The sequence below is a fragment of the Asanoa ishikariensis genome (assembly GCF_900107455.1).
Classification (GTDB): Bacteria; Actinomycetota; Actinomycetes; order Mycobacteriales; family Micromonosporaceae; genus Asanoa; species Asanoa ishikariensis.
In genome coordinates, this window is sequence record NZ_FNQB01000003.1 from 66,845 (window position 1) to 81,483 (window position 14,639).

Below are 14,639 nucleotides of genomic sequence, written 5' to 3' on the forward strand. Positions count from 1 at the left end.
CGGTCACCGCCGGCCGAGGACGAGGTCGTGGCGGGGCGCCTCGGGGCTCGCACAGGCGATGGGCGGGTCGGTGACGTACTCGACCAACTCGTTGAGATAGCCGCATCCGGCAGCCGCGCAGTGCAGCCTGGCCAGCGGCACCCGCGTCGCGGTGGGCCACGTGCCGTCCGTGGTCGGGCCATGTGGTCCAAGGCGCCGCTGTGCGGCCGCGTATCCGGGATCGGCCAGGTAGTCCACTATCGCCGACACGAGCAGGATCGCGACCGGCTCGCCGGCCGGGTCGACGAGCAGCGCAGCGGGACTGTCCAGGTCGAGCAGTGTGATCGCGGGGGAGCTGACGAGGTCCGCCATGGCCAGGTCCGCCGGAAGGATCACCAGCGGCGGCAGCAGCGCGCGGGTCGCCGCCGACGTCACCGGCAGGGGCGGGTCCGGCTCTGCGGCGTCCAGGAGCGCGATGACCAGGCCGGCCTCGGTGACGGCCACGTACCCGTGTCCGTCGGCTGCCCTGAGCAGGTCCGCCGGGGCCGCGTCGGACGGCACGGTCGCGGGCAGGCCGGTCGCGTAGTCGCGCAGGGTCCCTACCACCAGTCGCCCGCCAGGACGAAGCCCGCCCAGTAGTACGGGTGGGCGAACGGTCGCAGGTCGTCGCGACGCGGCGTGGGACGCCGTCGCGCCAGGCGGGCCCGGGCCGCGCCGGTGTTGGCGATTCCGCGTCGCTCCAGCGGCAGCCGGAGGGCAAGCTCGTCGTACGTGTTGATCGCCTCCGCGTAGTGGCCGGCCCGGTGGTGCAGGTCGGCGATGTCCTGGAGCAGCAGGAGCTCGGCCTGCTCGTCACCGTCTTCGCGGGCCGCCTGCCGGGCCGTCGCACATGCGGCGAGGACGGTATCGACGGGAAGATCCCTGATCATGAGCGCGGCGGCGCGCAGGGCGGCGGCCGCCGCCTCGCCCCGTCGCAGCCGCAGGTAGAACTCGTGCGTCAGAAGCCCGGTAGAGACGTCCTCCACCGACCACAGTGCGATCAGGGCCGTGGCGGCGCCGGCGTAGAGCACCGATCGCGTCAGGCCGATCAGCTCGTCTCCCGGCCGATTCTGGCTCAGGCCGGTGCGGCAGGCGCTGAGGGTCACCAGGCTCACGTCCAACCGTGTGTCGAGCAGATCCGCCGCGCTGAGCATCTCCAGCTCACCCTCGGCCTGGCCGGCGAGCCAGATCCCGGACGCCAGCGGGTCCTCGCTGTTGAACTCGCCGTGACACGCCAGGTGCAGGACATCAGCATCGGCCGCCGCCACGACGGCCGCGCGGTTGGCGTCCCGGCCGAGCCGGACCTCGTCGCCGCCGAACAGGTCGACGATGGCGCGTGCTTGCAGCCTCGAGTAAGGCAGCGGCGATCGAGGATCAGCGTCGGCGAACGCCGCGATCCGGTCGTAGCGGCCCGTGCGCCGCCGTTGGCAGTGGGACATCGTCGAAGCGCTCGGCGTGTACGACACCGGATTGCGCTGCAGCAGCGGCACACCGTCGACCTCGACGGCGTGCAGCGGCACGTGGTGGAGTGGGCCGTGCGGCACGATCCACACCACGTCGCCGGGCTCGGACCAGGCGCTGATCGGTGCCACGAGCGGGGCCAGACTCGTCTGCCAGTCGGCGCGCACCTCGGCACCCGGCCGGATCGTGTCCCCGGTGATGGAGGCGGCCGCCGCGGTGATGTATTCCTCGGAGATCGTCACGGTCACGAGCTCGGGGACCTTCAGGTCCTCGCGGCCCACGAGCACCACCACTAGCTCGCTGTTCATCAGGTAGTAGGAGAACAACACCGCGCGCGGCCTGGCCCCGTTCGCCGAGGCGCCCAGCAGCCGGCGCACCGCGTCGTATCCACGCGGAACCCCGTGGCGCAGCTCGGCGTAGTCGGCCTCGCGCGCGCTGCCCCGCGCCAAGCGCTCCACGACCGCATCGAGTTTCGCCCGGGTCGACCGGGCTCGGGTCAGCGCCCGCTGCCGGTCCCGGCCACCCGTCTCGGCGGCCGCCGCCAACTCCGCGGTCAGCCGCTCGCGCAGCCGCGACTCCTTGCGGACGATCCTGGACCCGGTCAGCGGCGCGACGGTGTCGCCGAGCATCTCCAGGAACGTCCGCGAACGGGCGCTCTCGCCCAGCTCGAAGGCGCGGTAGAGGGCGAGGGCCCGCAGCTTTCCCTCGGATCGGGCCGCCACGCCGAGCATCATCGTCATCGCGGTCATGTGCGGCGACAGCGCACCTCCCACATGAGACCGCGCGTCGGCGTCCAGCACCGCTCCCCGCAACAGCTCAGCGACGTCCACCGCCTCGAGGGCCGCCTCCATCGCGCCCGGCAGGTCGGTGTCTGCGAGCTCCCACGCGAGCCCGTCCCGTGCGATGAGGTGCCACCACAGCAGACCCTGCTCCGCGGCGGTGTCACCGGCGCTACGCAGCAGGGTGATCGCTTCGTCCGTCCGGTCCGCTTCGGCGAGCGCCAATCCACGCAGGACACTGTCGCGGACCGGGTTGTCGCCGAGCATGGGCGGTTCGAGCGGTCGTCCGTCGAGAGCGGCAGCACGGGCCAGCGTCGGCAAATCCCGGAACCCGCTCAGAATGGACTGCACGACGGGATGCGCCTCGACGTCCGGGATTTCCTCGTCGCCCTCCTCAGCGCGGAGCGCCTGCCACCTCGTGCGCTCGCCCGCCGGCCCGACCAGGTCCTGCGAGAGCCGCGCGAGGCGCGCACTCTCGCGCTGGTCGCCGGTTCCCAGCGCCACGAGCGCCGCGAAGTTCAACGCCTCCCGGCGGATCTCCGACACCACCGCCTCGTTCTCGTACAGGACCGCGAACTCGCGCAGCGCCCCGGCGTTGTCGCCGAACACCGCGAGGAGGCTGGCCAGGTTGATCCGCTGCACGGCCGCCTGGTTGGTGCAGCCGAGACGCTCGTACCGCGCGAGGTTGTCCTGCCAGATCGCGCGCGCCTCGTCGTCGCGCCCGATCCGCTGGAAGATCAGCCCTCGCCCGGTCTGACATCCGATCCTGGCCAGCTCGATCTTGCGGCGCACGACGGTCGCGACCGGTGGGTGGCATCGTGGCAGAAAGTCGCGCTCGAGTAGGTCCAGCACCTCCTCGCCGACCGTCACCGCGTGCAGTCCGTCCCGTGGCGGCAACATCGGCGTCGCGCTGGTGAGGTACAACGCGGGCACCAGCGACAGGTCCGGATCCGTCGTGGACAGGCCACGCAGCCACGTCTCCACCATGCGCCGCCGCTTGCCGGGCGACGCGGACAGGACCGACATTGCCGCAGCTGTGGTCACGGTCGCACGTCACCTCCACACCGGAACTGACACAGTAAGGGCGCGCTGTGCCGTCCGCTGTCCGATACGGGACAGCGCCCTATCGGGAGACGCGGCTGAGCAGCAGGGCGAGCCTGCGCTCGTGGTCCTGGCGGGGGAGCCGACCGCCCCGCGTCAGTGACACGAGCCCGTGCAGGCCGCTCCACAGCACCTCGGCGAGCAGGTCCACGTTGTCGTCCCCGGCGATGGGACGGACCACCTGACGCAGCTCGTCGAAGCCGGCGTGCAGGGCCGCCGGTGCCTCGGGGGTGGCGAACGGCAGGCTGACCAACTGGTTGAACATCGCGTCGTAGAGCGCCGGGTGCTGCTCGGCGAACGCGACATAGGCGGCCGCGACGTTGGCGAGGGCCTTCTGCGGGCTGCGGGTCGAGCCGCGGGCGGCGCGCATCTTGGCTGCGAGGTCGGCGAACCCTTCCACCGCCACGGCCGCCACGATCGCGTCCTTGCCCTTGAAGTGGCTGTAGAGCACGGGCTGGCTGTATTCGACGCGTTCGGCGAGGCGCCGGGTCGTCACGGCCTCCCAGCCCTCGGTCTCGGCCAGTTCCCGGGCCACGCTGACGATCAACCGTTCGCGGTCGGCCCGCTCCCGCTCCCGGCGCGCTTGGATGGACATGACAGCGATCCTAGCATCGCTAGCACCCATGCCGACGCTATGTTAGCGTCGTTCTTGTTCCTAGCGACGCTAGATTTTGGAGAGACTCATGCTCACCCCCATCGCGTACGGCCTGGCCATCGTCCTCGACCTGCTGGTCGTCGTGATCGGCGCCCGGTTCCTGCTGCAGCCCGAAGCCGCCGCCACCGGCTACGGCGTGCCCGCCAGGCCCGGCGCCTACCTGACGATCAAGGGCGTGCGCGACCTCAGCTACGGCATCCTCGGGCTCGCCCTGATCGCCTTCGTCGGGCCGTTGGCGGCGGCCTGGTTCATGCTCGTCGTGGCCCTCAACCCGCTCGGCGACACTCTGATCGTGCTGCGCAACGGCGGCACCAAGGCCGTCGCCTTCGGCATCCACTTCGCCACCGCGGTCCTGGTCCTCGTCAGTGCCGGACTCCTGTTCGCCGTCAGGTGAGCACCTGCGCGAGCGCGTCCTCCCACCGCACGGCGTCGTCATTGGACAGTGCGACGATGACGACGTCGTCGGGGAACCAGCCCACCAACGACTTGTAGCCAGGGTTGTCCCCGGTGTGCAGGACCGCGGGCCGCCCGTCGAAGGTCCCGACGTAGTGGCCGTAGCCGTAGCCGACGATCTCCAACCGGCCGTCGGGGCTGCGGTCGGGTTCCGGGAAGGCGACGTGCGGCGTCCGCATCAGCGCCAGCGAGGCCGGCGAGACCAGCGAGCCGTCGCGCACCGCGTGCGCGTACGCGACGAGGTCCGCGGCCGTCGAGAACATGTCACCCGACCCGATCATCGACCGCAGATCCCACGGCGCGACGGGCGTGCCCTGGTGATGACCCGGCGCCACGCCCAGCGGGGCCACGCCACTGCCGGTCGCGGCGAGACCGAGCGGCTTGAGGATCTTCTCGACCAACAGCTCGGTGTACGGGCGCCCGGCGGCGCGCTCGGCGACGACGCCGGCCAGCAGGAAGGCCGGACTGGAGTAGTGGAACTCCTTGCCGGGCGCGGACAGCAACGGCGCGCGGACCACGAGCGCCAGCCGCTCGTCCCGCGTCGCCGGGGTTTTGGGGTCCATGCCAGGCACGTCCTGCCAATGACCGATGCCGGACGTGTTGCTGAGGATGTGATGCAGAGACACGGACGGCTGCGCTTCCGGCAGCCAACGGGTGAGCGGTTCGTGCAGGTCGAGCACGCCGTCCTCGACCAGCATCAGCGCGAGCGTGGCCGTGAAGTTCTTGCTCACCGACGCGATCTGAAACGGCGTGGCCGACGTCCAGGGTCCGCGCGTGGTGGTCGCAACCGGATGCCCACCCCGCGTGACGGCGATGACACCCGAAAAGTTCTCGATCTCCGGCATCCGCCGATGCTAGCGGGCTTTCCTGGTCAGCCGACGAAGGTGTACGGGCGATCGACCGAGATGATGCTGGACGCGGACGATCGCAGGACCACGTGGTCGTCGACCCCGAACCACCCGAGCCAGCCCGGGGTGCGGAGGGTGCACCCCACGGACGAGGTCACGGTGCCGCCTCGGTGGAAGTTCGACGTGTCCGTCTCGACGGCCAAGCCGTCGCAGCGGACCGGCATGCTGTCGAGCGCGGGCCGGGTCGCGGGTTGCCCTTGTGCTGACGCCGTCGCGGCCGCCTCCGCGGCGTTGTCGATGCCCGCAGCCGCCCTCGCTATCGGGAGGCAGGTGAACCCGGCGTACACAACAAGAAGGACAGCCAACGCCACCATCGGCCTGATCCAGCGACGTCGCGCTCGCACGCGGTGAGGCTAGCCCATACGCGGCGTGTGGTGTTGCCCGTGCGCCTACTGCTCGACCGTCCCACGCGCCACCAGGCCGGCCTCGTACGCCGCGATGACGGCCTGCACGCGGTTGCGGCATTGGAGTTTGCGCAGGACCTCGGACATGTGGGTCTTGACCGTCTCCTCACCGACCAGAAGCTCGGCGGCGATCTCGGCGTTGGACATGCCCTTGGCGGCCGCGCGGAGGACGTCGAGCTCGCGTCGGGTCAGCGTCGCGACCCGGTCCGCCCAGGGTCCTGACGCGTCGACGACCGCGGCTACCGCGGTCTCCGGCTCCACAGGCGAGCCAGCTTCTCGGCGGCGGAGCACGGCTCGCAGGAGCATGGCGGTGAGCACGACGGCGGCCAGCGCGCCCAGGTACGAAGCCAAGTAGAACTGCCTCGTGCTGTCGAGCCACCGGACCGGGTCGCGGGATTCCAGGTTGACCGGCCCGACGAAAGGCACGTTCCAGTGCACGTCCGTCGTGCAGTAGACCATTGCCAGAGCGGTCACCAAGGCCCCGATCAACACCGCGTGCCGGCGTGCGCCGTCGAAGACCGCGACTCCCAACACGGCCAGGCTGGCGAGCCACCATCCCCAGGTCATCGCCCCCGGCACTGGTGAGAGCAACCAGGGAGCAGCGACCAGCCAGCCGGCCAACCCGAGCCGGTAGCGGGACAACGCGACCGCCGCCGTTGCGGCCAGATTGGCGATCCAGAACGGGAGCTGAACCACATCGTCCCTGCTCTGTGGGGTCGCCAAGAGGACCAGCCCCACCAGGACCGCGAGGGTCAGCGGTGCAACCCACGCGCCTACGGCGGATCGTAGGTCGCGCGGCGAGGTGGTGGCAGCTGCGGTGGCCATGGCTGGGAGCATGCCAGCGCATCGGCGTTCGCCACCTCCCTGGCGAGGGGGACTGGCCGTGCGCGCACCTCCCACCCAAGGGGGAGCGGTAGGGGCAGACAGGGGGTTGCGTCAATCTCTAGGATCGCCCGCATGTTCGGACTCTTTCGCAAGTCGTCCCGTCCAGACACGGACGCCAGCCAGGCCGACCTGGAGCTGCGCGCCGTGCGTGACCGGGCGTTGGCGGGTGACTGGGCGGCGGCCCGTGACCTGATCGGGGCCACCGGCCGGGATTGGGAGCTGCGTGGTCGCCGGCTCTCGGTGCTGGGCGTCGCCGCCGGGCAGTCCCCGCAGTGGCTGGACGCGTGGGAGGCCGCCGCGCCCGGCGATCCGACCGTCGCCATCCTGCGGGCGGACGCCCTGATGGACCAGGCCGGCAGGGCGCGGGGGTACGCGTCGGCAAGCAACACCAGCGAAGAGCAGTTCCGGGAGTTCGACCGCCTCTCCACCCTGGCGGCCCGGCAGAGTCAGCGCGCGGTGGACCTCAACCCTGACGACCCGTACCCCTGGGTGACCCGCCTGGCCTCGATGCTCGCCGACGGCCACCGGCAGCACGGCGAGTTCCACGCGGCGATGACGGAGTCGGTCAAGCGCGACCCGTACAACTTCGAGACCCATCTCATGGCTGTGACCTTCCTCTGCCAGAAGTGGTACGGGTCCCACGAGCTGATGTTCGAGGCCGCCCGCGAGCCCGCCGCCGCCGCGCCCGCCGGCTCGTCGGTGGCGATGCTGCCGTTGCTCGCCCACTTCGAGTACGCACTGCGCGAGTACGGCTTCGACACGCGCAAGGAGTCGCTGAGCGCGAAGGCGAACTACTTCCACCGGCCCGAGGTGATCGGCGAGATCGAGGCGTGCGCCGCCAAGTGGCGTGGGGCGGGCGAGCCTCGGCTGATCGGTCGTGGCATCACGCTGCGGCACTGGCTGGCCCTGGCCAACTTCCTGGCCGGGCATGACCGGGAAGGCACCAGGGCGCTGGTCGCGCAGATCGGCCCGTACCTGGGAAGCACGGCGACCTACGGCTACTTCTGGATGCGCCAGTCCGAGGGCTTCCGCGCCGTCGCGAACTGGGCCGGCTAGGTCCATGCCCCGACTCGTGATCGAGCGCGGCCGCACCGTGGTCCTAGCGGACGTCGCCGCCATGGTCGGCGCACCCGGTGCGGCCGCGGCAGGTCTGTGGTTCGCGGCGCGCGAGGCGCACGGCGCCCTGGTCGGGCAGTGCGACCTGACCGCCGCACACATCGCCGCCGCGATCGCGGACCTGGTGGCCTGACGGGTGGCAGGTCGGCCGAGTGGCCGACCTGCCTGGTGTGCCGTCAGCCGGCGGTGCAGGAGCGGACCTGCGCCCGGCCGCCGCTGTTGCCGTTGAACATCGTCGTGAAGCCGAACGTGTTGCCGCTGCCGTTGGAGCGCATCGTCAGCACCGTGCCGCTGCCGTCCACGCTCGCCGTGCCGTTCCAGGTCGTGGTGATTCGCTGCGGCGACGACACGGCCACGACCACCGTCCAGGAGCTCGCGCCGCTGACCGTGACCGACGTGTTGTAGCGGTCGCCCCAGACGTTCGGGTACGACAGCGACGCGGAGCAGGAGCCGCCACCGCCGGGTGGTGGAGTGCTACCGCCGTCGGGTGCGACCGCGCGACCCGTCGATGCCGAGATCATGCCGGGGCACAGGTTGCGGCTCGTCAGGTTGGCCATGATCTGCGGGATCGCGTCGCGGGTGTTCTGGATGCCGTCGTGCATCAGGATGACCTGGCCCGACTGCAGGCGGCTGGCGTTGGAGACGATCTGGGAGACGCTGGCGCCGTTCCAGTCCTGCGAGTCCACGTCCCAGATCACCTGGCGCATGCCGAGCGACGAGGCGACCGACTGGAGCGTGCCGTTGGTCTCGCCGTACGGGGGCCGGAACAGTTGCGGCCGTACGCCGGTGGCCGACTGGATCGCCGAGCTCGCCTGCGACAAGTCCGACTGCATCTGCGACTGGCTCATCCCGGTCATGTGGGCGTGGTTCCAACTGTGGTTGCCGACCCACATGCCCGCCGACACCTGTGCCTGGGCCGCCGAGCGGTTGTTCTGCGCGTTCTGGCCCGTGTTGAACATCGTGGCCCGCACGCCGTTGGCGCGCAGCACGTTCAGCAGCGTCCCGGTGCTGCCGGTAGGCCCGTCGTCGAAGGTCAGCCCGACATAGCCGTTGCACGTCGCGGCGCCGGCCGGTGTCGCGGTGACGGTGATGGCGACACCTCCGAGTGCTACCGCGGTGGCGATCACCGCCAGCCGGGCGGTGCGGATACCGAACATACCGAGGTCCTCCTCCGGTCACTGCCGCTCGGCCCGCGGTCGTGGTGAGGTCGGTGGTCCCATCGACCTCAATGGATGGAGTATTGCCACGGTGTTTCGGGCGGGTCAACGACTTCCGGAAAGTTTCGGAAACATCCGGGTGGCGTGCACCGCGAGCCAGTCATGGTAGGCCCGGTGGCGCCCGATGCGGCCGACCTCGAACCCGGCAGCGGCCAGCAGCGCGGTCAGTGCCGGCTCGCGGTGATAGGTGAACCAGCGCCGGTGTGCGGAGTTGTAGTTGCGAGCGACCTCCCAACCCTCGCTGTCGCCCTCGGCCACGTTCAGGTAGAGCGCACCGCCGTCCCGCACGACCCGGGCGAACTCCGCGAGCACCGCCGGCACCTCGGGATGGGGGATGTGCAGCAGCGCGGCCTGGCACCAGACCGCGTCGGCCGACCCGGTCCGCAGCGGAAGCCGGCGCATGTCGGCCTGCGCGACATCGGGCACCCCGCCCGCGCGGAGCTGGCCGAGAGAAAGGTCGACGCCGACCACCCGGAAGCCGGACGAGCGCAGCAGGCCGAGCTCGCGGCCGGGCCCACAGCCCGCGTCGACAACGACACCACCCGGCGGGAGCATGGCACGCATCGCGTCGAGGTCGCCTTGCAGACGGGCGTCGACGGGCGCCTTCCGCCTGGCGTACTCGGCCGCGATCAGGTCGTACGTCTCCCGGGTCTCGTCAATCATGAAGAGACCCTAGCTAGCATGGCCAAATGGACCTGTTCGCCGGAATCTCCGTCCGGGACTTTCCCACAGCGCTGAATTGGTACGAGCGGCTGCTCGGCGCCCCGCCGTCGTTCAAGCCGAACGACGTCGAGGCGGTCTGGGAGCTCGCCGAGCACCGCTTCGTCTACATAGAACAGCGGCCCGACCACGCCGGCCACGCGCTGCAGACCGTCTTCGTCGACGACATCGCGGCGCGGGTCGCCGACATCGCCGGGCGGGGGCTCATGCCCGCCGTCGACGAGACCTACGACAACGGGGTACGCAAGGTGACCTACCGTGACCCCGAAGGCAACGAGTTCGGCTTCGGCGGCGCCACGACCTGACTAGGCCCGCCGGGCGCGCAGGGCGCGGAGCTTGTGGCGGTTGCCGCACCGTTCCATCGCGCACCAGCGCCGAGCGCCGGGGCGCGACGAGTCGACGAACACCAGCGGGCAGTTGTCGCTCGCGCACTCACGGATGCGCGAGGCGAGCGGTCCGGACAGCAGGTCGATCATCTCCCGCGCGAGGCTCGACAGCGCCTGCGTCGCGCGTACCGGCGACGCCCAGAGCGCGGTCGTCCCGTCAAGGGCCAGCGATGGCTGCAGCGGCGCCCCCGCCGCGGCCCGGTTGATGGTCGCCACCACGTCCTGAGGCAACGCCTCACCGGAGGCCCGGGCGTGTGCCGCGACCCAGATCGCCTGGCGCAGGGTCTTGGCCGCGGTGAGCTCGCGGGCCGACACCGGGACCGTGACGACCACCGACAGCGGCGGCGTGGCCAGCCACGCGGCGAGATCGGCCGGCTCGTGGAGGGACTCGAACACCGCGTACTGGCCCTCGCCGCCCGTGTGGGCGAAGTCCAGGCAGACCGCGCCGGCGTCGAACCAGAACGACCCTCCCTTGGGGTCGATCAGTCGTCTTCCGGTTGCGGTCACTCGCATGACACCACTATAACTGGTGTCATGATTCGACACATCAACCCCGAGGGAATGCATCGCAGCCCGGCGTTCAGCCAGGCGGTCGTGGTCGAGCAGCCGACCAAGACGATCTACATCGGCGGGCAGAACGGCGTCGACGCCGACGGCAAGGTCGTCGGTCCCACGGTGGGGGAGCAGTCCCTGCAGGCGTTCCGCAACCTCGCGACGATCCTGGAGAGCGAAGGCGCGACCCTGGCCAACATCGTGCACTGGCGTATCGCCACGGTGGCGGGTCAGTCGTTCGACGACGGTGTGGCCGCGTTCCAGCAGGTCTGGAACCGGGAGGACCCGCCGCCGGCGATCACCGTCCACGTTGTCGCCGACCTGGCCCCCGGCGTGCTCGTCGAGATCGACGCCGTCGCCGTCGTCTAGGAGCGCTCGACCTGGCGCACCGCGTCCATCACGATGTCGACGACCGTGGCCGGCGAGGTGAGCATGGGCAGGTGGTCGACGGGTGCGGTGTGCACGTGCGCACCCATCCGCTCGGCCATGAAGCGCTGCGTCTCCGGCGGGATCATCCGGTCCTCCTCGGCCACCAGGTACCAGCTCTGGGTGTCCTTCCAGGACGGACGTGCCACCTGGACGCCGATGGCACCCGCCGCGATCGGCCGTTGCGTGGCCGCCAGCAGCGCCTGCTCCTCTTCCGTCGCGTGCTGCGCGAACGCCGACGCGAAGGCCTCCTGCGGCAACCAGATGAGGCCGTGGCGGTCGGGACCCAGCTTGGGCGCCTGCGGGTGCGGGTCGGCCCGGTAGAACACGTCCGCCACGGTCTCGCCCTCGTCCGGGGCCAGCGCCGCTACGTACACCAGGGCCGCGACGTTGCCCTCGGTCGCCGACGAGATGACCGCTCCCGCGTACGCGTGTCCCACCAGCACCACCGGGCCGTCGACCACCTCGAGCGTGCGGTCGAGCGCGGCGACGTCGTCCGCCAGGGACGTCAGCGGCAACGGGGCGGCGACCGCCCGCACGCCCTGCGCCCGCAGTCCGGCGATCACCTTGTTCCAGCTCGAACCGTCGGCCCAGGCACCGTGCGCCAGCACCACCGTGACATCAGTCTCGGACATCTCTGTTCACCTCCGGGATGGCTAATGGACGAAGCCTGCGCCGTAACGTGTGTGCCCCGCATCCGCCACTGGCCAGCCGGGAACGCCAGGCCGGGCTAGCGTGGAGGTTGATGTATCGCGGACCTGGACTCCACGGTCGGCAGGCCGAGTGTGAGGTGCTCGACCAGGTCGCCGCTGACCTGTCGGCCGGCAAACCCGTGGTGCTGGTGCTGCGTGGAGAGGCCGGCGAGGGCAAGACCGCCCTGCTCGACTATCTGGCCGCCCAGGCGGCCGACACGCGGATCATCCGGGTTACCGGCGTGGAGTCCGAGATGGAGCTGCCGTACGCCGGCCTGCACCAGTTCTGCGTCTCGATGCTCGACCAGACGGACGACCTCCCGGCGCCGCAGCGGGACGCGCTGCGGGTCGCGTTCGGGCTCGTCGAGGGAACAGCACCAGATCGGTTCTTGGTCGGGTTGGCAGTGCTTACCCTGCTCTCGGAGACGGCGCGTGGCGGGCCGCTCGTCTGTCTCGTCGACGACGTCCAGTGGCTCGACCGCGCCTCGGCCCAGGCGCTGGCCTTCGTGGCCCGGCGACTGGTCGCGGACCCGGTTGCCCTGGTCTTCGCCCAGTTGGCGCCCAGCACGGACGACGAGCTGCTCGGGCTGCCGGAACTGCTGGTGACGGGCCTGGACGACCACGCCGCGCGCGCGTTGTTGGCGTCGGCGGTGCCAACCCTGCGCGACGAGCGGGTGCGGGACCGGATCCTGGCCGAGGCGCGGGGCAACCCACTCGCGCTGCTCGAGCTGCCGGCCGAGCTGACCTCGACGGAGCCCGAGCGGCCGGCGGAGAACCGGGCCGGTCGGGTCGAGCAGAGCTACATCCGTCGGGTACGCGCCCTGCCGGTGCAGACCCAACAGTTCCTGTTGCTGGCCGCCGTCGAACCCGTCGGCGACCCGACCGTGCTGTGGAGTGCGGCGGCCCGGCTCGGCCTCGGCGAGGACGCCGCCGCGCCCGCGGAAGCCGACGGGCTTATCACCCTGGGCGCCCGGGTCAGCTTCGCCCACCCGCTGGTGCGTTCGGCCGTGCACCGCTCGGCCGGGCGGGCCCAGTTGCGCCAGGCGCACCGCGCGCTGGCGGAAGCGACCGATCGGCGGACCGACCCGGACCGCCGCGCCTGGCACCTCGCGGCCGCCGCCGCGGCACCCGACGAGGAGCTGGCCGGTGAGCTGGAACGGTCCGCCAACCGGGCGCGGGCGCGCGGCGGTGCCGTCGCGGCGGCCGCCTTCCTGCAACGGGCCACCGAGCTGACACCGAGCCTGGCCCGCAGGGGCCTGCGGGCAGTCGCCGCCGCACAGGCCGCACTGGCCGCGGGCGCGTCCGACGCGGCCGACGAGCTGATCGGCACAGCGGAGATGGCCGACCTGGACGGCCTGCAGCTCGCCCGGGTGGAACGCCTGCGCGCGGAGCTGGTGTTCGCCCGTAGCCGAGGCACCGACGCACCGGAGCTGCTGCTCGACGCGGCGCGCCGGCTCACCCCGCTCGACGTGCCGATGGCGCGGGAGACGTACCTGGAAGCGTTGCTGGCGGCGATGTTCGCGGGCGCGGGGCGCCTCGAACCCGAACACGGCATGCGCGCCGTGGCCGAGGCGGCCCGATCGGTGCCGGCCAACCCGGGCTCGCAGGATCCGGTGGACCTGCTTCTCGACGGCCTGTCGGTGCAGTTCACCCAGGGATACGCCGAGGCGGCGCCGACGCTGCGGCAGGCCGTGGACGCCGTCCGCGCCCATCCCAAGGGCACGTTGGTCTGCCTGACGTGCTCGTTGGTCGCGATGGAGCTGTGGGAAGGACCCGCGTGGCGTGACCTGCTGGGCCGACATGTGCGCGGCGCCCGCGACACCGGCACGTTGAGCCTGCTCCCGATGGCCCTGGACTATCTCGCCAGCTTCCATCTTCAGGCCGGCGACTTCGCCACCGCCACCGCGCTGACCGACGAGGCGGCCGCGCTCAACGCCGCCATCCGGGTCGTGCCGCCGCCGTACACGCCGACGATGTTGGCGGCCTGGCGGGGCGACCAGCCCGAGACCGCCAAGCTCACCGAGGTCGGCATCCAGGACGCGTTCCCACGCGGCGAGGGCAGCGCGCTGGTGCTGACGGAGTACGCGTCGGCGGTGCTGAACAACGGCCTGGGCCGCTGGGCGATCGCCCTCGCCGCCGCGCGGCGGGCGAGCAAGGGCGACCAGCTCGTGGCCAAGTCGTGGGCGCTGGCCGAGCTCGTGGAGTCGGCCGCACGGCTGGAGGAGTGGGACGTCGGCGCCGATGCCCTGCGTCAGCTCACCGAGCGGACCCAGGCGAGCGGCACGTCCTGGGCGCTGGGCACCGAGGCCCGCGCGCGGGCGCTGTTGAGCCAGGGCGCTGAGGCCGACCGTCACTATCGGAGGGCCGTCGACCTGCTCGCCGAGTGCCGCATGAACGCGCACCTGGCCAGAGCCCAACTGGTGTACGGGGAGTGGCTGCGCCGCGACAACCGCCGTGTGGACGCCCGCGACCAGCTCCGGCACGCCCACGACCTGTTCGTCCACATGGGAGCAGCGGCGTTCGCCGAGCGGGCGCGCAACGAGTTGCTGGCCACGGGCGAGACGGTGCGCAAACGTACCCCCGACACCGCCCTGGACCTCACGCCGCAGGAGTCGCTGATCGCCTCCCTGGCCCGCGACGGCAAAACCAACCAGGAGATCGGCGCCGAGCTGTTCATCAGTCCGCGGACCGTCGAGTGGCATTTGCGGAAGGTCTTCGCGAAGCTCGCCATCGGCTCGCGCCGGGAACTACGCGACACCCCGCTCGACGCGGGCGTGACCGCCTCCTCCAAGTAGCCCCCGGTACCCCTGAAGCGGACATCGGGGACAGCCCGGTCCGGTCCCCGTGCCCCCGTGAACCCGACCGG

16 protein-coding genes are annotated in these 14,639 nt (G+C 71.5%); 6 read left to right on the forward strand and 10 right to left on the reverse strand.

What is annotated here, in order from left to right; translation table 11 throughout:
• Nucleotides 1-3: 3 nt before the first annotated feature.
• From BLV39_RS24395 to BLV39_RS24405, 3 genes are all read right to left on the reverse strand, one after another.
• Nucleotides 4-585, reverse strand: coding sequence for a hypothetical protein (locus tag BLV39_RS24395; RefSeq protein WP_090797929.1), 582 nt, complete (start codon nt 583-585; stop codon nt 4-6).
• Entirely contained in the window at nt 579-3,302 is a 2,724-nt protein-coding gene (locus BLV39_RS24400) for a CHAT domain-containing protein (protein ID WP_143049866.1), read from the reverse strand. Before BLV39_RS24400 ends, BLV39_RS24395 begins: the two co-directional genes overlap by 7 nt.
• Nucleotides 3,303-3,381: 79 nt before the next feature.
• Nucleotides 3,382-3,954 carry a TetR/AcrR family transcriptional regulator gene (locus tag BLV39_RS24405; RefSeq protein ID WP_090797935.1) on the reverse strand — a complete coding sequence of 191 codons (573 nt, stop codon included), beginning with the start codon at nt 3,952-3,954 and terminating at the stop codon, nt 3,382-3,384.
• An 88-nt stretch (nt 3,955-4,042) separates the two neighbouring features.
• On the opposite strand from BLV39_RS24405, the gene BLV39_RS24410 reads away from it, so the two are divergent.
• Entirely contained in the window at nt 4,043-4,408 is a 366-nt protein-coding gene (locus BLV39_RS24410) for a DUF4267 domain-containing protein (protein ID WP_090797939.1), read from the forward strand.
• On the opposite strand, the gene BLV39_RS24415 is transcribed toward BLV39_RS24410, so the two are convergent.
• Genes BLV39_RS24415 through BLV39_RS24425 form a run of 3 tightly spaced genes read right to left on the reverse strand, consistent with a single transcriptional unit; the run spans nt 4,401 to nt 6,475 of the window.
• Nucleotides 4,401-5,312: a serine hydrolase domain-containing protein gene (locus tag BLV39_RS24415; protein ID WP_090797942.1), complete on the reverse strand. Its 912-nt coding sequence runs from the start codon at nt 5,310-5,312 to the stop codon at nt 4,401-4,403. The two genes, BLV39_RS24410 and BLV39_RS24415, sit on opposite strands and share 8 nt — an antisense overlap.
• A gap of 26 nt (nt 5,313-5,338) precedes the next feature.
• The gene (locus BLV39_RS24420; protein ID WP_143049867.1) at nt 5,339-5,719 is read right to left on the reverse strand and encodes a hypothetical protein; all 381 of its coding nucleotides are present in this window, start codon (nt 5,717-5,719) and stop codon (nt 5,339-5,341) included.
• 45 nt (nt 5,720-5,764) lie between these two features.
• Complete coding sequence (locus BLV39_RS24425; protein WP_239083496.1) at nt 5,765-6,475, reverse strand: response regulator transcription factor; 711 nt, start codon at nt 6,473-6,475, stop codon at nt 5,765-5,767.
• A gap of 261 nt (nt 6,476-6,736) precedes the next feature.
• Between BLV39_RS24425 and BLV39_RS24430 the strand changes: the two genes are divergently transcribed.
• Together BLV39_RS24430 and BLV39_RS42450 are read left to right on the forward strand one after the other, a co-directional pair.
• Nucleotides 6,737-7,720: a hypothetical protein gene (locus tag BLV39_RS24430; protein WP_090797947.1), complete on the forward strand. Its 984-nt coding sequence runs from the start codon at nt 6,737-6,739 to the stop codon at nt 7,718-7,720.
• A gap of 4 nt (nt 7,721-7,724) precedes the next feature.
• Nucleotides 7,725-7,913, forward strand: a complete 189-nt coding sequence (locus BLV39_RS42450) for a hypothetical protein (protein ID WP_143049868.1) — start codon at nt 7,725-7,727, stop codon at nt 7,911-7,913.
• Between the two features lie 43 nt (nt 7,914-7,956).
• On the opposite strand, the gene BLV39_RS24435 is transcribed toward BLV39_RS42450, so the two are convergent.
• Nucleotides 7,957-8,937, reverse strand: coding sequence for a polysaccharide deacetylase family protein (locus BLV39_RS24435; RefSeq protein ID WP_090797951.1), 981 nt, complete (start codon nt 8,935-8,937; stop codon nt 7,957-7,959).
• Between the two features lie 105 nt (nt 8,938-9,042).
• Nucleotides 9,043-9,660, reverse strand: coding sequence for a class I SAM-dependent methyltransferase (locus tag BLV39_RS24440; RefSeq protein ID WP_090797954.1), 618 nt, complete (start codon nt 9,658-9,660; stop codon nt 9,043-9,045).
• Nucleotides 9,661-9,686: 26 nt separating this feature from the next.
• Between BLV39_RS24440 and BLV39_RS24445 the strand changes: the two genes are divergently transcribed.
• Nucleotides 9,687-10,022, forward strand: a complete 336-nt coding sequence (locus BLV39_RS24445) for a VOC family protein (protein WP_090797956.1) — start codon at nt 9,687-9,689, stop codon at nt 10,020-10,022.
• Here the strand turns inward: BLV39_RS24445 and BLV39_RS24450 are convergent, their stop codons facing one another.
• Nucleotides 10,023-10,616 (reverse strand): CGNR zinc finger domain-containing protein, encoded by a 594-nt coding sequence (locus BLV39_RS24450; protein WP_090797959.1) that lies wholly within the window; start codon nt 10,614-10,616, stop codon nt 10,023-10,025.
• Between the two features lie 21 nt (nt 10,617-10,637).
• On the opposite strand from BLV39_RS24450, the gene BLV39_RS24455 reads away from it, so the two are divergent.
• On the forward strand, nt 10,638-11,024 hold the full coding sequence (locus tag BLV39_RS24455) for a RidA family protein (protein ID WP_090797961.1): 387 nt from the start codon (nt 10,638-10,640) through the stop codon (nt 11,022-11,024).
• On the opposite strand, the gene BLV39_RS24460 is transcribed toward BLV39_RS24455, so the two are convergent.
• Nucleotides 11,021-11,716 carry an alpha/beta fold hydrolase gene (locus BLV39_RS24460; protein ID WP_090797964.1) on the reverse strand — a complete coding sequence of 232 codons (696 nt, stop codon included), beginning with the start codon at nt 11,714-11,716 and terminating at the stop codon, nt 11,021-11,023. The two genes, BLV39_RS24455 and BLV39_RS24460, sit on opposite strands and share 4 nt — an antisense overlap.
• A 110-nt stretch (nt 11,717-11,826) precedes the next feature.
• Here BLV39_RS24460 and BLV39_RS24465 point away from each other — a divergent pair, with 110 nt between their 5' ends.
• The gene (locus BLV39_RS24465; RefSeq protein WP_090797967.1) at nt 11,827-14,568 is read left to right on the forward strand and encodes an AAA family ATPase; all 2,742 of its coding nucleotides are present in this window, start codon (nt 11,827-11,829) and stop codon (nt 14,566-14,568) included.
• Nucleotides 14,569-14,639 lie beyond the last annotated feature (71 nt).

What these genes read in the sequence shown, in the direction of transcription:
- BLV39_RS24455 (WP_090797961.1), top strand. Translation starts at nt 10,638, where the DNA reads ATGATTCGACACATCAACCCCGAGGGAATGCATCGCAGCCCGGCGTTC.
- BLV39_RS24445 (WP_090797956.1), top strand. Translation starts at nt 9,687, where the DNA reads ATGGACCTGTTCGCCGGAATCTCCGTCCGGGACTTTCCCACAGCGCTG.
- BLV39_RS24415 (WP_090797942.1), bottom strand. Translation starts at nt 5,312, where the DNA reads ATGCCGGAGATCGAGAACTTTTCGGGTGTCATCGCCGTCACGCGGGGT.
- BLV39_RS24430 (WP_090797947.1), top strand. Translation starts at nt 6,737, where the DNA reads ATGTTCGGACTCTTTCGCAAGTCGTCCCGTCCAGACACGGACGCCAGC.
- BLV39_RS24465 (WP_090797967.1), top strand. Translation starts at nt 11,827, where the DNA reads ATGTATCGCGGACCTGGACTCCACGGTCGGCAGGCCGAGTGTGAGGTG.
- BLV39_RS24450 (WP_090797959.1), bottom strand. Translation starts at nt 10,616, where the DNA reads ATGCGAGTGACCGCAACCGGAAGACGACTGATCGACCCCAAGGGAGGG.
- BLV39_RS24410 (WP_090797939.1), top strand. Translation starts at nt 4,043, where the DNA reads ATGCTCACCCCCATCGCGTACGGCCTGGCCATCGTCCTCGACCTGCTG.
- BLV39_RS42450 (WP_143049868.1), top strand. Translation starts at nt 7,725, where the DNA reads ATGCCCCGACTCGTGATCGAGCGCGGCCGCACCGTGGTCCTAGCGGAC.
- BLV39_RS24460 (WP_090797964.1), bottom strand. Translation starts at nt 11,716, where the DNA reads ATGTCCGAGACTGATGTCACGGTGGTGCTGGCGCACGGTGCCTGGGCC.
- BLV39_RS24440 (WP_090797954.1), bottom strand. Translation starts at nt 9,660, where the DNA reads ATGATTGACGAGACCCGGGAGACGTACGACCTGATCGCGGCCGAGTAC.
- BLV39_RS24435 (WP_090797951.1), bottom strand. Translation starts at nt 8,937, where the DNA reads ATGTTCGGTATCCGCACCGCCCGGCTGGCGGTGATCGCCACCGCGGTA.
- BLV39_RS24405 (WP_090797935.1), bottom strand. Translation starts at nt 3,954, where the DNA reads ATGTCCATCCAAGCGCGCCGGGAGCGGGAGCGGGCCGACCGCGAACGG.